Genomic DNA, 19,016 nt, shown 5'->3' on the forward strand with positions numbered 1-19,016 from the left:
CTCAGCCTGCTTTTGCGCGAATCAACGCGCGCACGGCAAAGCGGTTCGGATGGCAGGCTTCGGCGATACTGGCGGCAACCGGCAGTGGCTCGTCATTGATCCAGGCCGCCAGCAGTTCTGCGGACAGTGGCGCGGTGATCAGGCCGCGAGAGCCGTGGCCGCTGTTGACGTACAAGCCTTCGAGCCAGGGGCAGGGCGCATCCGGAACCTGGCGGGCGTCTTTACGCAATATGCCGTAGGCCCGGTCAAACGCCGCGCGATCAACCAGCGGGCCGACGATGGGCAGGTAGTCCGGGCTGGTGCAGCGAAAGGCTGCGCGACCCTGCAGATGGGCAGGGTCGAAGGCTTCGGCACGCAGGCGTTGGGCGAGGTCTGCGCTGATGTCCTGGAGCAGCGCCAGGTTGCCGGCGTGATCGGCGGCCGTGGGCGTGAGGTCATCGTTCTTGAAGTCGAAGCTGGCGCCCAAGGTGTGTTCGCCCAGGCGCGGCGGGGCCACATAGCCTTCGGCGCACACCACCGTCTTGAGTGCGGCGCTCTCGACAGTTTGCGGCAAACGGGTGATTTGCCCGCGGATGCGCTTGAGCGGCAGATCGGCGAAGCGTTGGACTTCGGCCGCACCGGCCAATACCACCACCGGTGCACTGGCCAGCAGCTGTTCACCGCCCCAGGCCTGCCATTGACCATCGACCTTGCGCAGTTCGAGCGCCTCGTGAAGGGGCTGTACGCTGATGCCAGGCTGACGCGCTTGCCAGTCACACAGGGCGGGCGGGTGTACCCAACCGCCTTCGGGGTAAAACAGCCCGCCGTGTGCCAGTGCCACTCCCGCCTTGGCTTGCGCCTGTTCCCGGTTCAGCGGGTGCAGCAACTGCGGGGCAAACGCATTGGCCAGTTGCGCCTGGCGCTGACCTTCCTTGGCATCGAAGGCCAGTTGCAACACACCGCAGTCATCCCAATCCACCCCGCGCTGCAGATGTTCCAGCAAACGACGGGTGTACCCGAACCCGGCGACGATCATCTGGGACAAGGCAGTGCCGTGGGCTGAAAGCTTGAGGTAAAGCACGCCTTGCGGATTGCCGGAAGCCTCCTGGGCGAGTGCCTCATGGCGCTCCAGCAGGTGCACCTGCCAACCGCGTGCAGCCAGGCTGGCGGCGGTGGCGCAACCGGCCAGGCCGCCACCGATCACCAGGGCTTTACGTTCGCCTTGAGAACGCGCCGGTCGCGCGAACCAGGGCTTGGTTGCCGGTGGTGGTGGGGCTTCGCTCGGCCAACCGAGAAATTCCCCGCGCAGGATCTCCCACTTGTGGCCGATACCCGGCGTGCGCTTCATCTTGAACCCGGCGGCATTGATCAGACGGCGCACCCAGCCGGTGCTGGTGAAGGTGCTGATGGTCGAGCCCGGCGCGGCCAGGCGTGCCAGTTCGGCAAACAACTCGGCGGTCCACATCTCTGGGTTTTTCGCCGGGGCGAAACCGTCGAGGAACCACGCATCGATCTGCGCGTCCAGTTGCGGCAATTGTTCCAGTACATCACCGATCAACAGCGTCAGGGTCACGCGGCCATTATCCAGCACCAGGCGCTGAAAACCCGGGTGGATGGCGATGTACTGCGCCAGCAGTTGTTCGGCGAACGGTTGCAGTTCGGGCCAGAGGGCGAGGGCACGTCGCAGGTCGGCGTGGCTGAGGGGGTATTTTTCCACGCTGACGAAATGCAGCCGTGCACCGGCTACCGCGTGCTGCTCGAACAGTTGCCAGGCGCACAGGAAATTCAAGCCGGTGCCAAACCCGGTTTCACCAATCACCAGATGCTCGCCTACCGGCAAGGCGGCAAAGCGCTCCTGCAAACGGTTTTGTTCAAGGAACACATAACGGGTTTCTTCAAGGCCCGACTGATCGGAGAAGTACACATCGTCGAACACCCGCGAGTGCGGGCGGCCTTGGTCATCCCAGTCGAGCTGGGCGTGGGTGATGGGAGTCATGGGCAGCTCATAAAAAAACAGCAGGCGAAGGCAAGGCGGCCATTCTAGCCGATCACGGGGCGTTGAATTGACCCAAGGCAAGTGCACATCGAATTTCCTCCCGCGCACTGCAGCCCAATCCGCTAGTCTTGAGCCATCTTGAAACGGAGCTGCCCCATGTTCGAATCCGCCGAAATCGGTCACGCCATCGACAAAGACACCTACGACGCCGAAGTGCCGGCGCTGCGCGAAGCGTTGTTGGAAGTGCAGTATGAACTGCAGCAGCAGAAGCGTTTTCCGGTGATCATCCTGATCAACGGCATCGAAGGCGCCGGCAAGGGCGAGACGGTCAAGCTGCTCAATGAGTGGATGGACCCGCGCCTGATCGAGGTGCGCACCTTCGACCAGCAGACCGATGAAGAATTGGCCCGGCCTCCGGCCTGGCGCTACTGGCGCCAGTTGCCTGCCAAGGGGCGCATGGGGGTGTTCTTCGGCAATTGGTACAGCCAGATGCTGCAAGGCCGGGTGCACGGCGAGATCAAGGACGCCCGTCTCGATCAGGCCATTGCCGGTGCCGAGCGCCTGGAAAAGATGCTCTGTGATGAAGGGGCACTGATCTTCAAGTTCTGGTTTCACCTGTCCAAGAAGCAGATGAAGGCTCGCCTCAAGGCATTGGCGGATGACCCATTGCACAGCTGGCGCATCAGCCCGCTGGACTGGCAGCAATCCAAGACCTACGACAAGTTCGTGCATTTCGGTGAACGTATCCTGCGCCGAACCAGTCGCGACTACGCGCCGTGGCATGTGATCGAAGGGGTCGATGCCCATTACCGCAGCCTCACGGTGGGCAAGCTGCTGCTCGAAGGGTTGCAAAACGCCTTGAAGCTGGCCAAAGGTAAATCCAGCGGCATGAACCCGGCGCCCTTGATCGCTTCGGTGGACAAGAAGAGCGTGCTGGACGCCCTTGATCTGACCCAGCGTCTGGAAAAAGAAGATTACGAAGAACAGCTGATTACCGAACAGGCGCGTTTCTCCGGCCTGATGCGCGACAAGCGCATGCGCAAGCACGCGTTGGTCACCGTGTTTGAAGGCAATGATGCGGCGGGCAAGGGCGGGGCGATCCGTCGTGTGGCGGCGGCGCTCGACCCACGCCAATACCATATCGTGCCGATTGCCGCGCCCAGTGAGGACGAGCGCGCCCAGCCTTACCTGTGGCGGTTCTGGCAGAAAATACCGGCACGCGGCATGTTCACCGTGTTCGACCGTTCCTGGTATGGCCGCGTACTGGTGGAGCGCGTCGAGGGTTTCTGTTCGCCGGCCGACTGGATGCGTGCCTACGGCGAGATCAACGACTTCGAAGAGCAACTGCGCGACGCGGGCGTGATTGTGGTCAAGTTCTGGCTGGCCATCGACAAGGAGACGCAGTTGGAGCGCTTCCAGGCCCGTGAAGATATCCCTTTCAAACGTTTCAAGATCACCGAGGACGATTGGCGCAACCGCGACAAGTGGGACGACTACCGCGCCGCCGTGGGCGATATGGTCGACCGCACCAGCACCGAAGTTTCGCCCTGGACCCTGGTGGAGGCCAATGACAAGCGCTGGGCGCGGGTCAAGGTGCTGCGCACGATCAACCGGGCGCTGGAAGAAGCGTTCGCCAAATCCGACAAGCACGACAAGAAACGGTAGTGAGCGGGCAAGTCCTAATGCCAGTCAGTTAAGGATTAACGCGGTCACTGTGGGAGGGGGCTTGCTCCCGATGGACTGCGTAGCAGGCCCATTTTTGAGGCCGCTGCGCGGCCTATCGGGAGCAAGTCGAATCGTCGCACCGCCCCTCCCACAATTTATTCATCGCCCGCTTTATCGCTTAACTGACTGGCATAGGGCTTGCCCCGCCGCGACCAAACTCTGTAGTGAGCGGGCTTGCCCCGCGCTGGGTGGCGTAGCCGCCCTAAACCCTGCAACTGTGGTGTTTCAGAAAGACCGCGGTGTCTGGTTTTGGGGCGGCTGCGCCACCCAGCGTGGGGCAAGCCCGCTCACTACACCATCATGGTTTTGCATACGCGGGGTGAATGATCGTCGCGGTTGGGAGGGCCTGGATCTATCCTCGAGGGCTCTCCCAATAATGACAAGATCGAGGTAGCCCATGCGTGAAGTAGTGATCGTCGACAGTGTGCGAACCGGCCTGGCCAAATCCTTTCGCGGCAAGTTCAACCAGACCCGTCCCGATGACATGGCGGCCCATTGCGTCAACGCGCTGCTCACACGCAATGGCATCGATCCGGCGAGTGTGGAGGATTGCATTGTCGGCGCCGGCTCCAACGAAGGCGCCCAGGGCTACAACATCGGGCGTAACGTGGCGGTGCTCTCGCAGTTGGGCACCGGGACGGCAGGCATGACCCTCAACCGGTTCTGTTCGTCGGGTTTGCAGGCGATTGCCATTGCGGCCAACCAGATCGCTTCGGGTTGCAGCGATATCATTGTTGCCGGTGGCGTCGAGTCCATCAGCCTGACGATGAAAAGCGTCAACACCGATCACCTGATCAACCCTTTGCTCAAGGAGCAGGTTCCGGGTCTGTATTTTCCCATGGGCCAGACCGCCGAGATCGTCGCGCGCCGTTATCACGTCAGCCGTGAAGAGCAGGACCTGTATGCCCTGCAGAGCCAGCAGCGCACGGCCCAGGCCCAGGCTGAAGGTCTGTTCAGTGATGAAATCGTGCCGATGGCCGTAAAGTACAAGGTTGAGGACAAGCACACGGGGGAAGTGCAGGTGCTCGAGGGGGTGGTTGACCGTGATGATTGCAATCGTCCGGACACCACGCTGGCCAGCCTGCAAGGCTTGAAACCGGTATTTGCCGAGGATGGATCGGTCACGGCGGGCAACTCGTCGCAGTTGTCCGACGGCGCCTCGATGACCTTGGTGATGAGCCTGGAAAAAGCCCTGGCGCTGGGGCTCAAGCCCAAGGCGTTTTTCCGTGGGTTCACGGTGGCGGGCTGTGAGCCGGACGAGATGGGCATTGGCCCGGTGTTCTCGGTGCCCAAGCTGCTCAAGGCCAAGGGCTTGCAGGTGGCGGATATCGACCTGTGGGAACTCAACGAGGCGTTTGCCTCGCAGTGCCTGTATGCGCGTAATCGCCTGGAAATCGACAACGCCAGGTACAACGTCAACGGCGGTTCGATCGCCATCGGGCACCCGTTCGGCATGACCGGTTCGCGGCAGGTGGGGCACCTGGTGCGTGAGTTGCAACGACGCAATCTGCGTTATGGCATCGTGACCATGTGCGTGGGCGGCGGCATGGGCGCGACCGGGTTGTTCGAAGCGGTGCGCTGATCTTCGCTACACAAAGTGCATCGGGTGCCCCTAGAATGCGGCTCCACTCCCTCTGGCTTCTGGGGCACTCATGCACATCTCTTCCGGCCGCTGGGTCTATGGTTTTCTCCTGACCCTGCTGACCGCGCTGCTGTGGGGCATTCTGCCCATCAAACTCAAGCAAGTGTTGCAGGTCATGGACCCGATCACCGTCACCTGGTTTCGCCTGACGGTGGCCGGCGGTTGTTTGTTCGTCTACCTCGCCCTCACCAAACGCTTGCCCAGCCGCCAGGTGCTCGGCCCCAGGGGCGGCTGGCTGGTGGTCATGGCGGCGTGCGGCCTGGTGGGCAACTACGTGCTGTATCTGGTTGGCCTGAAGATGCTCAGCCCTGGTACCGCACAACTGGTGGTGCAGATGGGGCCAATCTTTCTGATGGTCGCCAGCGTTTTTGTGTTCAAGGAGCGCTTCAGCCTGGGGCAGGGGCTGGGCCTGGTGGTGCTGATCATTGGCTTTGGCCTGTTCTTCAACCAGCGCTTGGACGAACTGCTGACGTCCCTTGGGGCCTACACCGCCGGCGTGCTGACCATCCTGCTGGCCACCACCATCTGGGTGTTCTACGCCCTGGGCCAGAAACAACTGCTGACGGTGTGGAATTCGCTGCAGGTGATGATGGTGATCTACCTGTTCTGTGCCTTGCTGCTTACACCCTGGGCGCATCCACTGGAAGCGCTGGACCTGAGCCCGCTGCAAGGCTGGCTGTTGCTGGCCTGCTGCATGAACACCCTGGTGGCATATGGCGCTTTCGCCGAGGCGTTGGCCCATTGGGAAGCGTCCAGGGTCAGTGCGACCCTGGCGCTCACGCCCCTGGTGACATTTGTCGCGGTGGCCCTGGCCGCGTGGTGGTGGCCGGACGCTGTGCAGGCCGAAGAGATCAACGCCCTGGGCTATGCCGGGGCGTTGGTGGTGGTGCTGGGCTCGGCGACGGTGGCGTTGGCTCCGTCGTTGCTCGCCGGGCTCAAGGCCCGGCGCTTGCGCATGGCCTCCTAGTTGCCGAGCATGTCCTCAGGGCGGACCCATTGCTCGAACTCTTCATCGGTAAGGTAGCCCAGCTCCAGCGCGGCCTCCCGTAGTGTGAGGCCTTCGGCGTAAGCCTTCTTGGCGATCTCTGCCGACTTGTCATAGCCGATGTGCGGGTTGAGTGCCGTGACCAGCATCAGCCCGCGCTCCAGGTGCTCGGCCATCTGCGTAGCGTCAGGCTCGAGACCGGCGACACAGTGCTCCTGGAAGTTATTGCAGCCATCGGCCAGCAGGCGGATCGATTCCAGCAGGTTGTGGATGATCACCGGTTTGTAGACGTTCAACTGCAAATGCCCTTGGCTGGCGGCAAGGCCGATGGTCACGTCATTGCCCAGTACCTGGCAGGCCAGCATTGTCAGCGCCTCGCACTGGGTCGGGTTGACCTTGCCCGGCATGATCGAGCTGCCCGGCTCGTTGGCCGGCAACTTCACTTCGGCCAGCCCGGCGCGGGGGCCGGAACCCAGCAGGCGCAGGTCGTTGGCGATTTTCATCAGCGCCACGGCCAGGGTTTTCAGCGCGCCGTGCAAGGTCACCAAAGGCTCATGGCCGGAGAGGGCGGCGAACTTGTTGGGGGCCGTGACGAACGGCAAGCCTGACAACGCCGCCAGCTCGGAAGCAATCGCCTCGCCAAAACCGTGGGGCGCATTGAGCCCGGTGCCGACGGCGGTGCCGCCCTGGGCCAGCTCGCAGACGGCGGGCAGGGCGCTACGGATCGCGCGTTCGGCGTAGTCGAGTTGGGCAATAAAGGCCGAGAGTTCCTGGCCGAAGGTGATCGGCGTTGCGTCCATCATGTGGGTGCGACCGGTTTTCACCAGCTTCATATGCCTGGCCGCTTGTTCCGCCAAACCGCCGGAAAGATTGGCGATGGCGGGCAACAGCCGTTGATGCACGGCCTGCACGGTGGCGATGCTCATGGCCGTGGGGAAGCAGTCGTTGGAGCTCTGGGAACGGTTGACGTGGTCGTTGGGGTGCACCGGGCTTTTACCGCCACGCTTGTTGCCCGCCAGCTCGTTGGCACGGCCGGCGATGACTTCGTTGGCGTTCATATTGCTCTGGGTGCCGCTGCCGGTCTGCCACACCACCAATGGGAATTGATCGTCATGCTGCCCGTCGAGCACTTCGTCGGCGGCCTGTTCGATCAGGCGGGCGATATCGGCGGGCAGGTCGCCGTTGCGGTCGTTGACCCGTGCAGCGGCCTTCTTGATCAGGGCCAGGGCGTGCAGCACCGCAAGCGGCATGCGTTGTTCTCCGATGGCGAAATTCACCAGCGAACGTTGGGTCTGCGCGCCCCAGTAAGCGTCCTCCGGGACATGAACTTCCCCCAGGCTGTCGGTTTCGATACGGCTCATCGGGCACACTCCTTCAGGTTCGTTTGCGCAGTTTAGGCTGTGATCGGCCGGGCGGGTTCCCTAAAAGACTTTTCATCGGCAAATCCACGTCCGACAAGGGGCGGGGTTGAGCCATAAGGTTTTTTAGGCGCAGAATGGGCGCCCTTGGGGTCTTACCTCGCCTGCTAGAAAAGGAAACTCGATGACTCGTCTTCGTGCCATCTGTACCGCGGTTGCTCTGGTTTGCGCCAGCGGCCAGGTTCTTGCCGATACCGCCAGCCACAACGCCAGTGCCGAAGCCTTCCTTACCCTGGCCCACGCCGACAAGCTGGGTACCCCGGTGTACATGCAAGTGCAGCAAATGTTCGCCCAGCGTTTCGAACAGACCAAGGCGCCTGCCGCCAAGCAGTCCGTACTGGACAGCTACCAGGCCAAGGCCAATGCCGCCCTGGACCAGGCCATCGGCTGGCCGAAGCTGAAGCCGGACATGGTCAAGCTCTATACCAGCAACTTCAGCGAGTCCGAGCTCAAGGACCTGGTCGCTTTCTACCAGTCGCCACTGGGCAAGAAAGTCCTGGAAAAAATGCCGCAACTGACCCAGCAATCGGCCCAGATGACCCAGGCCAAGCTGGAAAGCGCCGTGCCGGTCGTGAACAAGCTGTTGGAAGACATGACCAACGAGCTGATGCCGAAAGCCGCCGCACCGGCCAAGAAGAAGTAAGCAGGAATGACCATGCAACAGCGTATCGAAACGGCGCTTGCCGCCCTGGGCTCCGACCATCTGAGTGTGCTGGATGAAAGCCACATGCACAGCCGCGGGTTGCAGACCCACTTCAAGGCCGTGCTGGTCAGCCCGCAGTTCGAGGGGCTCAACCGCGTCAAGCGCCACCAGAAGGTCTACGCCACCCTGGGTGAGCTGATGAGCGAGTTTCATGCGCTGGCGCTGCATACCTACACGCCTGACGAATGGGCGAAAATCGACGCAGCCCCGGCCTCGCCGACCTGCGCCGGCGGGCATGATTAATGAGCGGGTGTCTCTGACACCGGGCATTTGTTAGAATCCGCAACGCGCCGCTTAGCCGGCGCGTTTTTTTTGCATCCGGTTCACCCTTTACGAGGGTAGCCACCTGGAGAGAACACCCATGACTCAACCGATTGTCGTGGCGGCACTGTACAAGTTCGTCACCCTCGAAGATTACGTCGCCCTGCGCGAACCCCTGCTGCAGGCAATGGTCGACAACGGCATCAAAGGCACCTTGCTGATCGCCGAAGAAGGCATCAACGGCACTGTTTCCGGGAGCCGCGAAGGCATCGATGGCCTGATCGCCTGGCTGAAGAACGATCCGCGCATGGTCGACATCGACCACAAGGAATCGTACTGCGACGAGCAGCCGTTCTACCGTACCAAGGTCAAGCTCAAGAAAGAGATCGTGACCCTGGGCGTCGAAGGCGTCGATCCGAACAAGAAAGTCGGCACCTATGTGGACCCCAAGGACTGGAACGCGTTGATCAGCGACCCGCAAGTGCTGTTGATCGACACCCGTAACGACTACGAAGTCTCCATTGGCACCTTCGAAGGCGCGATCGACCCGAAAACCACCAGTTTTCGCGAATTTCCCGACTACATCAAAGCCAACTTCGACCCAGCGAAGCACAAGAAGGTCGCGATGTTCTGCACCGGCGGCATTCGGTGTGAGAAAGCGTCGAGCTATATGCTCAGCGAAGGCTTCGATGAGGTCTACCACCTCAAGGGCGGCATCCTGAAGTACCTTGAAGAAGTGCCCCAGGAAGAAACCAAATGGCAGGGCGACTGCTTTGTATTCGACAATCGCGTGACGGTCCGCCACGACTTGAGCGAAGGCGACTACGATCAATGTCATGCCTGCCGCACGCCGGTAAGCGTCGAAGACCGTGCGTCCGAGCACTATGTGGCCGGCATCAGTTGCCCGCATTGCTGGGATAAGCTGCCGGAGAAGACCCGTCGCAGTGCGATCGACCGGCAAAAGCAGATTGAACTGGCCAAGGCCCGCAATATGCCGCACCCGATTGGCTTCAACTACAAGCAAACCCCTTCCGAGGCCTGAGCCATGTCCGCGCGCCTGCTCTATGTAATGGACCCGATGTGTTCCTGGTGCTGGGGCTTTGCCCCGGTGGCCGAGGCGTTGGTGGAGCAGGCCCAGGCTGCCGGCGTGGAGCTGCACCTGGTGGTGGGTGGCTTGCGCACCGGCAGCGGCGCGGCGCTGGAGCCTACGACCCGGCGCTACATCCTGGAGCACTGGCAGGCGGTCACCGAGGCCACCGGCCAGCCATTCAAGCTTGAAGGCGCATTGCCCGACGGTTTCGTCTATGACACCGAGCCTGCGTGCCGTGCCATCGTCACTGCCCGCAGCCTGGCGCCGGATTGCGCGTGGAAGCTGCTGGGGCTGATCCAGCGTGCGTTTTATGTCGAGGGCCGCGATGTGACCCTCGCCAGTGTGCTGGTGGAGTTGGCGGAGAAGGCGGGCATCCCGCGTATCGAGTTTGCCGGTGAGTTTGACCGCACCGAGCAACACGCGGCGACGGCCGCCGATTTCACCTGGGTGCAGGACCTGGGCATCGCCGGTTTCCCGACGCTGCTGGCCGAGCGCAATGGCCAGTTGGCCCTGCTGACCAATGGTTACCAGCCGCTGTCCGAGCTGTCGCCGTTGCTGGCTCGATGGCTGGAGCGAGCAACCTGTGCATGACCAGCCTGACCTCGAGCCGAGCAAACGCACTGATCGCCTGACCTGGGCGGAAATCCGTCGCCTGGCCCTGCGTCACAAGAAATCCTTGTGGCTCGCCAATGGCGTCGCCGTGCTGGCGACCCTGTGCAGTGTGCCCATTCCGTTGCTGTTGCCGCTGCTGGTCGATGAAGTACTGCTGGGCCACGGCGACGCCGCGCTCAAGGTGATGAACCACGTCTTACCGCTGGGCTGGCAGAAAGCCGCCGGTTATATCGGCCTGATGCTGCTGGTGACCCTGCTGCTGCGCTGCGGTGCGCTGGTATTCAACGTCGTGCAGGCGCGGCTGTTCGCGCGGCTGGCCAAAGACATCGTGTACCGCATCCGCGTGCGCCTGATCGAACGGCTCAAGCGCATTTCCCTCGGCGAATATGAAAGCCTGGGCAGCGGCACGGTCACCACGCATCTGGTCACCGACCTCGATACTCTGGACAAATTTGTCGGTGAAACCCTCAGCCGCTTCCTGGTGGCCATGCTCACTCTGGTGGGCACCTCGGCCATTCTGGTGTGGATGCATTGGCAACTGGCGTTGTTGATCCTGCTGTTCAACCCGCTGGTGATCTACGCCACGGTGCAGTTGGGCAAACGCGTCAAACACCTGAAGAAGCTGGAAAACGACAGCACCTCACGCTTTACCCAAGCGCTGACCGAAACCCTGGACGCCATCCAGGAAGTGCGCGCCGGCAACCGCCAGGGCTTTTTCCTCGGGCGCCTCGGCCAGCGTGCCCTGGAAGTGCGCGATTATGCGATCAATTCCCAATGGAAAAGCGACGCCTCCAGCCGCGCCAGCGGGTTGTTGTTCCAGTTTGGTATCGACATCTTCCGGGCCGCGGCGATGCTCACCGTGTTGTTTTCCGACCTGTCCATTGGCCAGATGCTCGCCGTGTTCAGTTACCTGTGGTTCATGATCGGCCCGGTGGAGCAGCTGTTGAACCTGCAATACGCCTACTACGCGGCGGGTGGGGCGCTGACGCGGATCAACGAGCTGCTGGCGCGCGCCGATGAGCCGCAATATGCCGGTGGCGAAGATCCGTTTACCGGGCATGAAACGGTCGGTATTGATGTGCGGGGCCTCAATTTCGGCTACGGCGAAGATTTAGTCCTCGACCAGCTTAACCTGAGTATTGCGCCCGGAGAGAAGGTCGCCATCGTCGGTGCCAGTGGTGGCGGCAAGAGTACTTTGGTACAACTGCTGCTGGGCTTGTATACCCCGCAGGCGGGCAGTATCCGTTTTGGCGGTGCCACCCAGCAGGAGATCGGCCTGGCAACCATTCGTGAAAACGTTGCGGTGGTGCTGCAGCATCCGGCGTTGTTCAACGATACCGTGCGCGCCAACCTGACCATGGGCCGTACCCGTTCCGACCAGGCCTGCTGGCAGGCATTGGAGATCGCCCAGCTGGATGCTACCGTCAGAGCGTTGCCCTTGGGCTTGGACAGCGTAGTGGGGCGCTCCGGCGTGCGCTTTTCCGGTGGCCAGCGCCAGCGCCTGGCGATAGCGCGGATGGTGCTGGCCGAGCCGAAGGTGGTGATTCTGGATGAGGCGACCTCTGCTTTGGATGCCGCCACCGAGTACAACCTGCATCAGGCGCTGGCGCGGTTTCTCAGCGGGCGTACTACACTGATTATCGCCCATCGCCTGTCGGCGGTGAAACAGGCCGATCGGGTACTGGTGTTCGATGGTGGGCATATCGCCGAAGATGGCGACCATCAGCAATTGATTGCCGATGGCGGGTTGTACGCCAAGCTGTATGGTCACCTGCAACAAGTGCGTTGAGTTAGCTTAGGCTGTGCTGTCGGGAGCGGATTTTCGCGTGCGTATTCAGCTGTGCATGTGCAAGGGACTTCATGAAGCAAAAACGAACTCTCGGAACACCACGGTTGTTGGGCATTGTCTGGCCTTTTATTGCCGTTGTGCTGTTCCAGGCATTGTTGGGTTGCGTCAGTCTCTACGTGCTTTCAGCGGTGCGTGGCTATGTGGCTGGCGAAAGTCTTTGGTCCAAGGGGCAGAAAGATGCCATCTATTACCTGACCCTCTACGCCGATAATCGCGACGAAGCCACTTACCTCAAGTATCAGCACGCCATCGCCGTGCCACAGGGTGGGCACGAGTTGCGCATTGCCCTCGACCGTCCCGTCCCCGACCTCACTGCGGCGCGCCTGGGTATTCTCAAGGGGGGCAACCACCCGGATGACGTTTCCAGCCTGATCTGGCTGTACCTCAACTTTCGCCATTTCAGCTACCTGGAAAAAGCCATCGCACTGTGGACCGTGGGCGATGGCTACCTGGTGCAGCTGGATGAACTGGCCCAGTCGATGCACCGGGCGATCAGCGCCAATCAAGTCAGTGGCGACAACGTGCGCGACTGGAAGGCGCACATCATTGCGATCAATGACGGCGTGACCCCGGCGGCCAAGGCATTCAGCGATGCCTTGGGCGAAGGCTCGCGGATGATTTTGCGGCTGTTGCTGATCACCAACCTGGCCACAGCGTTGGGGCTGATTGTTCTGGCGCTGCTGCGTACCCACAAGCTTCTGGCCCAGCGCCATGCCTTCGCCAATGCCCTGCAAGTCGAGAAGGAGCGGGCGCAGATCACCCTGGAGTCGATCGGCGACGGGGTGATCACCACCGACGTCGATGGCGCCATCACCTACATGAACCCAGCGGCGGAGGCGTTGACCCACTGGAAAAACGCCCAGGCCCAAGGCCTGCCCCTGGCGGCGTTGTTCAACCTGCTGGACGAAAGCGCCGAGCCCGACGGCTTTACCCTGATCGAGCGCATCATCAAGGGCCGGCTCGGTGGCGGCAGCGAACATTCCAAGCTGATCCAGCGCCTGGACGGCAGTACGGTGTCGGTGACGCTGGTGGGGGCGCCGATCCGCAGCGCCGGCAAAGTCAGCGGTGCGGTGCTGGTGCTGCACGACATGACCCAAGAGCGCCAGTACATCGCCAACCTGTCGTGGCAAGCGACCCATGATGCCTTGACCGGCCTGGCCAACCGTCGCGAGTTCGAGTACCGCCTGGAGCAGGTGCTGCAACAAGTGGGGCGCCAGCAGGGTGGGCGGCATGCGTTGATGTTCCTCGACCTGGACCAGTTCAAGCTGGTCAACGACACCTGTGGTCATGCGGCCGGTGACGAGCTGCTGCGTCATATTTGTGCGTTGCTGCAGTCGGACCTGCGCGAAGGCGACACGCTGGCTCGGTTGGGCGGCGACGAGTTCGGCATCCTGCTGGAGAACTGTCCGGCACCGGTGGCGGAAAGAATCGCCGAAAGCCTGCGCCATACCGTGCAGAGCCTGCATTTTGTGTGGAAGGGACGGCCGTTCATGACCACCGTCAGTATCGGCCTGGTGCACATCTCACAAACCCCGACCACCCTCGAAACGTCGTTGCGGGCGGCAGATATGGCGTGCTACATGGCCAAGGAAAAGGGCCGCAACCGAGTGCAGGTCTATCATGCCGATGACTCGGAATTGTCTTTGCGTTTCGGTGAGATGGCCTGGGTGCAGCGCCTGCACATGGCGTTGGAGGAAGACCGTTTTTGCCTGTACTCCCAGGAAATCTCGCCGCTGGGCCATACCGACGCCGGCAGTGGGCATATCGAAATCCTTTTGCGACTGCACGATGAAGGGGGGCGTATCATCTTGCCCGACAGTTTTATCCCGGCCGCCGAACGTTACGGCCTGATGACATCGCTGGACCGCTGGGTGGTCGAGAACGTGTTCAAGATCATCGCCAAGTGCATGCATGAGCGTCCGGGCCGGCCCATGGCCATGTGTGCGATCAATCTGTCAGGCATTACCATTGGTGATGACGATTTCCTGGGTTTTTTACATGAGAAATTCGCGGCTTATAACATCCCGCCTGAAATGATATGTTTTGAAATAACAGAGACGAGTGCTATTGCCAATCTCGGCAGTGCAATCCGTTTTATTAATGAACTCAAAGCCTTAGGTTGCCATTTTTCCCTCGATGACTTTTGCGCCGGAATGTCCTCATTCGCTTATCTCAAACATTTACCTGTAGACTTCCTGAAGATCGATGGAAGTTTCGTAAAGGATATGCTGGACGACCCGATTAACCGCGCCATGGTCGAAGTGATCAATCACATCGGCCACGTCATGGGTAAGCGCACAATTGCCGAGTTTGTTGAAACCACGCACATCGAACAGGCGTTACTTGAGATCGGTGTGGATTACGCTCAGGGCTACCTTATTGAACGCCCGCAATTGTTTACCTTTGATAGCTTGCAGTGTCGACCTGTGCGTCCGCAGCCTCTGTTATTCAAGGCGCCCGGCACATTCCGCTGAAACATTTGCTGGTCTGTACTATCACACTAAAAAAGGAGCCCTACAGTGATCGACACATTCAACAGAACCGGCCCGCTTATGGAAGCCTCGAGTTACCCCGCCTGGGCGCAACAATTGATCCAGGACTGTAGCGAGAGCAAGCGCCGAGTTGTCGAGCACGAACTGTACCAGCGCATGCGCGACAACACGCTCAGCGCCAAGACCATGCGCCACTACCTGATTGGTGGCTGGCCGGTGGTGGAACAGTTTGCCTTGTACATGGCACAGAACCTCACCAAGACCAAGTTTGCCCGCCATCCTGGGGAGGATATGGCGCGACGTTGGCTGATGCGCAATATTCGCGTGGAACTGAACCACGCTGACTATTGGGTGAATTGGGCGCGTGCCCATGGCGTGAGCCTGGAGGAGTTGCAGGCGCAGAATGTACCGCCGGAATTGCATGCCCTGAGCCACTGGTGCTGGCATACCAGTTCGTCCGATGCGCTGATCGTTGCAATTGCCGCAACCAACTATGCCATCGAGGGGGCGACTGGGGAGTGGTCCGCCGTGGTGTGTTCGACCGGTGTGTATGCCGCCGCCTTCCCTGAGGAAGACCGCAAGCGCGCGATGAAGTGGCTGAAGATGCACGCCCAGTACGACGACGCCCATCCCTGGGAAGCCCTGGAAATCATCTGCACCCTGGCCGAGATGAACCCGAGCAAGGCCTTGCAGGTCGAGCTGCGCCAGGCCGTCTGCAAGAGCTACGACTACATGTACCTGTTTCTGGAAAGCTGCATGCGGTTGGAAAAAGACAACGACAAGATGCTCGCTGCCGTTCGCGAGCGCCCGGCACGCGTCGCCAGCGAGGCGTGATGCAAGCGTGATGGCGGGGGGCTTACCCCGCCATCGCCAAGCGGTTGCGGCCTTCGCGCTTGGCCACGTACAAAGCGTTATCGGCCCGGCGCAGCAGGCTTTCAGCCGACTCGGCAGCCAACAAGGTTGAGCAGCCGAGGCTCACCGTCAATTCGATCCGCGTCCCCTCCACCCAGTAATCCTGTGTCTGTGCTGCCTGGCGCAAACGCTCGCCGACCATGGCGGCGGCCTCTCGGCCGGTATTCGACAGCAGGATCAGAAACTCTTCCCCGCCAAACCGAAACACCATGTCCACGTTGCGCAACTGGTTTTTGATCGTGGTGGCGATTTCGCGCAGCACGCTATCGCCAGCCGCATGGCCGTGAGTGTCGTTGATTCGCTTGAAGTGGTCGATGTCCAGCATCAGCAAGGACAACGGGCTCAGGTGCCGCTTGGCCATGTCGATCTCCCTTTGCAGAGTCTGGTCCATGGCGATTCGGTTACCGGTTTCAGTCAACGGGTCACGCAGGGCGCTGCGCGTGGCTGCGCGGTAGAGCAGGGCGTTGCGCATCGGATAGAGCAGGGTCGCCAGCAGGGATTCGAGCTGGTTCAGTTCGTCTTCCATGAAACGCTGGTTGCGGCGGAAGATCAGTTCACCCAAGTGCTCGCCTTCGTGGCTCAGGCTGTAGCTGACTGAATGATGGCCGCGATGGCCGAACTCCAGGCGCAGGTCGCTGGTTGCGTGACGGTACTGCAGGGCATCCACGGGGACCAGGCGCTGGATTTCGCGAAAGAACAGGCCGAGGATACGCTCCGGCTCCAGGCTGACCTGCAATTGCTGGTTCAGTTGCTGGCGCAGTTGGTTAAGGGTAATGGGGCGCTGCGGCCGCAGGGAGGGCTGACCAAACCCCAGACGTTGCAATTTGGCACTGTCGAAGTCAATTGCGTTGGTCTGGGTGGGTGTTTTCATAGTTGGACGGCCTCTAAGCACTGAACTGTCTTACAGGCTGGATGAGAATGGCAGAAGCCAAGCGTCTTACTGTTCCGTCAGTTGCGTAAAACAATAGGAACAGTTTAAACCGCTTTAGTCCGGGTTATAACCCCGGGGCACTGCCGCACGTCTTGTCATCGCTTAACCTGCTTGGCAGGGATTAGAGCGAGATTCGTGCCAAATCCTTTTGGCTGTATAAAACGTCTTACAAATCAATTAATTGCTTTTATAACTCAGTGGGGTTGTCGCCTGCTTGCGTCAGTTATTTGGCTGACGGCGGGCTTAGACCAAGGTCGTGCGGTCGATCTGCTCAATCGAGGTGACCCCGGTCAGGGTCATGGCCACGCGCATCTCCTTGGCGAAGATATCGAGCAGGTTTTCCACCCCGTGCTGGCCGTCGGCAGCCAGTGCGTAGGCGGTGGCGCGGCCCAGCAGACACGCTTTGGCACCCAAGGCGAGCATACGCACCACGTCCAGCCCCGAACGGATGCCGGAGTCCACCAGCACGGTGAGGTCATCGCCGACCTTGTCGGCAATCGGTGGCAGAGCCTTGGCGGTGGACAGCACGCCGTCCAGCTGGCGCCCGCCATGGTTGGAGACCACGATGCCATCGGCCCCGAAGCTCACGGCGTCCTTGGCATCCTGCGGATCGAGGATGCCTTTGATGATCATCTGGCCTTTCCAGAACTCACGGATCCATTCCAGGTCTTTCCAGCTGATGGAAGGATCGAAGTTGTTGGCCAGCCAGCCGATGTAGTCTTCCAGGTGGGTGGGTTTGCCCAGGTACCTGGAGATATTGCCCAGGTCGTGTGGACGGCCCAGCAACCCTACATCGAACGCCCATTGCGGCTTGGTGACGGCTTGCAGCATGCGCCGCGACGCCGCGAATGGCCCGGACATGCCCGAGTGTGCATCGCGGTAGCGTGCGCCTGGCGTGGGCATATCCACGGTGAACACCAGTGTCGTCACCCCGGCCGCCTGGGCCCGTTCCAGCGCGTTGCGCATGAAGCCACGGTCCTTGAGGACATACAGCTGGAACCAGATTGATTGCGCGCTTTGAGACGCCACTTCTTCAATCGAACACACCGACACCGTCGACAGGCAGAAGGGGATGCCTTTATTGGCGGCTGCCTTGGCCGCCTGCACTTCGCCGCGCCGCGCATACATGCCGGTGAGGCCCACCGGGCTGAGGATCACCGGCATGTCCAGGGACTGGCCGAACAGGGTGGTCTTGAGGCTCAGGCTATCCACATTGCGCAGGACACGCTGGCGCAGGCTGATCTCGGCCAGGTCCGAACTGTTGGCGCGCATCGTGTGTTCGGCGTAGGCACCGCCGTCGATGTAGTCGAACAGGAAGCGCGGCAGCTTGCGCTTGGCGGCTGCGCGATAGTCGGAGGCGGACGAGATGATCATTGAAGAGGGGCTCCACAGGGCAAGGTGATTCAGGATAGGCAATAATCTGGCATGATAAAAACAACTTTTATCAATGGTAGCCAGTCGCAAAAGGAATACCGATGAACCTACGAGCATTGCGTGCCTTTGTCGAAGTGGTGCGCCAGGGCGGCTTCTCCCAGGCTGCCGAGGTGGTGTCGCTGACTCAGTCCTCCGTGAGCAAGGCCGTCAGGACGCTGGAGGATGAACTGGGCGCGCCGCTTTTTAATCGCCTGGGCCACCGTAACGAACTCACCGCCGCCGGTGAAATTGTCTACCGTCGCGCCCAGGTGCTGCTCGCCGAGAGCAATGACCTGGTGGCCGAGATCAATGACTTGCGCGGCCTCAAGCGTGGCCAACTGCGCATCGGCCTGCCCCCGGTGGGTTGCGGCGTGCTGTTCGCGGCCATGTTCGCCACCTACCGCAGGCGCTACCCTGACATCGAAATCGAACTCACCGAGTACGGCAGCAAGAAACTGCGCGGGTGCCTGGAAGCCGGGGAGATTGACCTCGCGGCGTTGCTGCTGCCCACGGATGAAGGGTTCGACTTCCAACCCGTGCGCAATGAACCCCTGATGGCCGTGTTACCCATGAACCACCCGCTGGCCCGGCGCAAGCGCATCGACTTCACCGACCTTGCGGACTCACCGTTCATTCTGTTCGAAGCCGGCTTCGCCCTGAACGCCAAGATCCTCGCCGCCTGCGAGCGCAAAGGCGTGACTCCCAAGGTCACGGCCCGCAGCGGGCAGATCGACTTTATCGTCGACCTGGTCTCGGCGGGCCTGGGCGTCGCGTTCCTGCCGCGCATGCTGGCGCACATGCATCAACCCACCGGTATCGCCCTGATCCCCTTGGACGAACCCCACACCGACTGGCACATCGCCCTGGCCTGGCGCGCCAGCGCCCACCTGCCGCCGGCGGCGCGTGCCTGGCTGGATTTGGCCAAGGAAATGGCCCATTCGGAGTAGGGCGGCTACCGGTTATCAGGATGAATTCGTCAAAATGCGTCTCGATGCTTGACTTCTTCTT

15 protein-coding genes are annotated in these 19,016 nt (G+C 61.2%); 11 read left to right on the forward strand and 4 right to left on the reverse strand.

Annotation, left to right across the window (positions count from 1 at the left end; genetic code table 11):
• Nucleotide 1 precedes the first annotated feature (1 nt).
• On the reverse strand, nucleotides 2–1,975 hold the full coding sequence (gene mnmC / locus ACQRBT_RS16840; RefSeq protein WP_412046509.1) for a bifunctional tRNA (5-methylaminomethyl-2-thiouridine)(34)-methyltransferase MnmD/FAD-dependent 5-carboxymethylaminomethyl-2-thiouridine(34) oxidoreductase MnmC: 1,974 nt from the start codon (nucleotides 1,973–1,975) through the stop codon (nucleotides 2–4).
• A 156-nt stretch (nucleotides 1,976–2,131) separates the two neighbouring features.
• On the opposite strand from mnmC, the gene pap reads away from it, so the two are divergent.
• The 3 genes from pap (at nucleotide 2,132) to ACQRBT_RS16855 (ending at nucleotide 6,309) form a co-directional block, all read left to right on the forward strand.
• Nucleotides 2,132–3,640 (forward strand): polyphosphate:AMP phosphotransferase, encoded by a 1,509-nt coding sequence (gene pap, locus ACQRBT_RS16845; RefSeq protein ID WP_205343456.1) that lies wholly within the window; start codon nucleotides 2,132–2,134, stop codon nucleotides 3,638–3,640.
• A gap of 457 nt (nucleotides 3,641–4,097) precedes the next feature.
• Nucleotides 4,098–5,282, forward strand: a complete 1,185-nt coding sequence (locus ACQRBT_RS16850) for a thiolase family protein (RefSeq protein ID WP_412046508.1) — start codon at nucleotides 4,098–4,100, stop codon at nucleotides 5,280–5,282.
• Nucleotides 5,283–5,352: 70 nt separating this feature from the next.
• Nucleotides 5,353–6,309 carry a DMT family transporter gene (locus ACQRBT_RS16855; RefSeq protein ID WP_104994376.1) on the forward strand — a complete coding sequence of 319 codons (957 nt, stop codon included), beginning with the start codon at nucleotides 5,353–5,355 and terminating at the stop codon, nucleotides 6,307–6,309.
• Here ACQRBT_RS16855 and ACQRBT_RS16860 read toward each other — a convergent pair.
• Nucleotides 6,306–7,688 (reverse strand): class II fumarate hydratase, encoded by a 1,383-nt coding sequence (locus ACQRBT_RS16860; protein WP_090369659.1) that lies wholly within the window; start codon nucleotides 7,686–7,688, stop codon nucleotides 6,306–6,308. The genes ACQRBT_RS16855 and ACQRBT_RS16860 overlap by 4 nt on opposite strands.
• A gap of 181 nt (nucleotides 7,689–7,869) precedes the next feature.
• Here ACQRBT_RS16860 and ACQRBT_RS16865 point away from each other — a divergent pair, with 181 nt between their 5' ends.
• From ACQRBT_RS16865 to ACQRBT_RS16895, 7 genes are all read left to right on the forward strand, one after another.
• Nucleotides 7,870–8,388, forward strand: a complete 519-nt coding sequence (locus ACQRBT_RS16865; RefSeq protein ID WP_060755932.1) for a DUF2059 domain-containing protein — start codon at nucleotides 7,870–7,872, stop codon at nucleotides 8,386–8,388.
• A 6-nt stretch (nucleotides 8,389–8,394) separates the two neighbouring features.
• Nucleotides 8,395–8,691, forward strand: coding sequence for a BolA family protein (locus ACQRBT_RS16870; RefSeq protein ID WP_198763428.1), 297 nt, complete (start codon nucleotides 8,395–8,397; stop codon nucleotides 8,689–8,691).
• A 118-nt stretch (nucleotides 8,692–8,809) separates the two neighbouring features.
• Nucleotides 8,810–9,751, forward strand: a complete 942-nt coding sequence (locus tag ACQRBT_RS16875; protein ID WP_104994374.1) for a rhodanese-related sulfurtransferase — start codon at nucleotides 8,810–8,812, stop codon at nucleotides 9,749–9,751.
• 36 nt (nucleotides 9,752–9,787) lie between these two features.
• Complete coding sequence (locus ACQRBT_RS16880) at nucleotides 9,788–10,390, forward strand: DsbA family protein (RefSeq protein WP_412046527.1); 603 nt, start codon at nucleotides 9,788–9,790, stop codon at nucleotides 10,388–10,390.
• Entirely contained in the window at nucleotides 10,383–12,200 is a 1,818-nt protein-coding gene (locus ACQRBT_RS16885; RefSeq protein ID WP_060755928.1) for an ABC transporter ATP-binding protein, read from the forward strand. The genes ACQRBT_RS16880 and ACQRBT_RS16885 overlap by 8 nt, the downstream gene beginning before the upstream one ends.
• Before the next feature lie 71 nt (nucleotides 12,201–12,271).
• Nucleotides 12,272–14,734: an EAL domain-containing protein gene (locus ACQRBT_RS16890; RefSeq protein ID WP_060755927.1), complete on the forward strand. Its 2,463-nt coding sequence runs from the start codon at nucleotides 12,272–12,274 to the stop codon at nucleotides 14,732–14,734.
• Nucleotides 14,735–14,812: 78 nt separating this feature from the next.
• Nucleotides 14,813–15,586, forward strand: coding sequence for a TenA family transcriptional regulator (locus ACQRBT_RS16895; protein WP_412046526.1), 774 nt, complete (start codon nucleotides 14,813–14,815; stop codon nucleotides 15,584–15,586).
• 22 nt (nucleotides 15,587–15,608) lie between these two features.
• On the opposite strand, the gene ACQRBT_RS16900 is transcribed toward ACQRBT_RS16895, so the two are convergent.
• Both ACQRBT_RS16900 and lldD read right to left on the reverse strand, forming a co-directional pair.
• Nucleotides 15,609–16,535 carry a GGDEF domain-containing protein gene (locus ACQRBT_RS16900; RefSeq protein ID WP_412046507.1) on the reverse strand — a complete coding sequence of 309 codons (927 nt, stop codon included), beginning with the start codon at nucleotides 16,533–16,535 and terminating at the stop codon, nucleotides 15,609–15,611.
• Nucleotides 16,536–16,838: 303 nt separating this feature from the next.
• On the reverse strand, nucleotides 16,839–17,969 hold the full coding sequence (gene lldD / locus ACQRBT_RS16905; protein WP_412046506.1) for an FMN-dependent L-lactate dehydrogenase LldD: 1,131 nt from the start codon (nucleotides 17,967–17,969) through the stop codon (nucleotides 16,839–16,841).
• A gap of 101 nt (nucleotides 17,970–18,070) precedes the next feature.
• On the opposite strand from lldD, the gene ACQRBT_RS16910 reads away from it, so the two are divergent.
• Entirely contained in the window at nucleotides 18,071–18,955 is an 885-nt protein-coding gene (locus tag ACQRBT_RS16910) for a LysR family transcriptional regulator (protein WP_090369672.1), read from the forward strand.
• Nucleotides 18,956–19,016 lie beyond the last annotated feature (61 nt).

It is taken from the genome of Pseudomonas sp. R19M (assembly GCF_050312585.1).
Taxonomy (GTDB): domain Bacteria; phylum Pseudomonadota; class Gammaproteobacteria; order Pseudomonadales; family Pseudomonadaceae; genus Aquipseudomonas; species Aquipseudomonas palleroniana.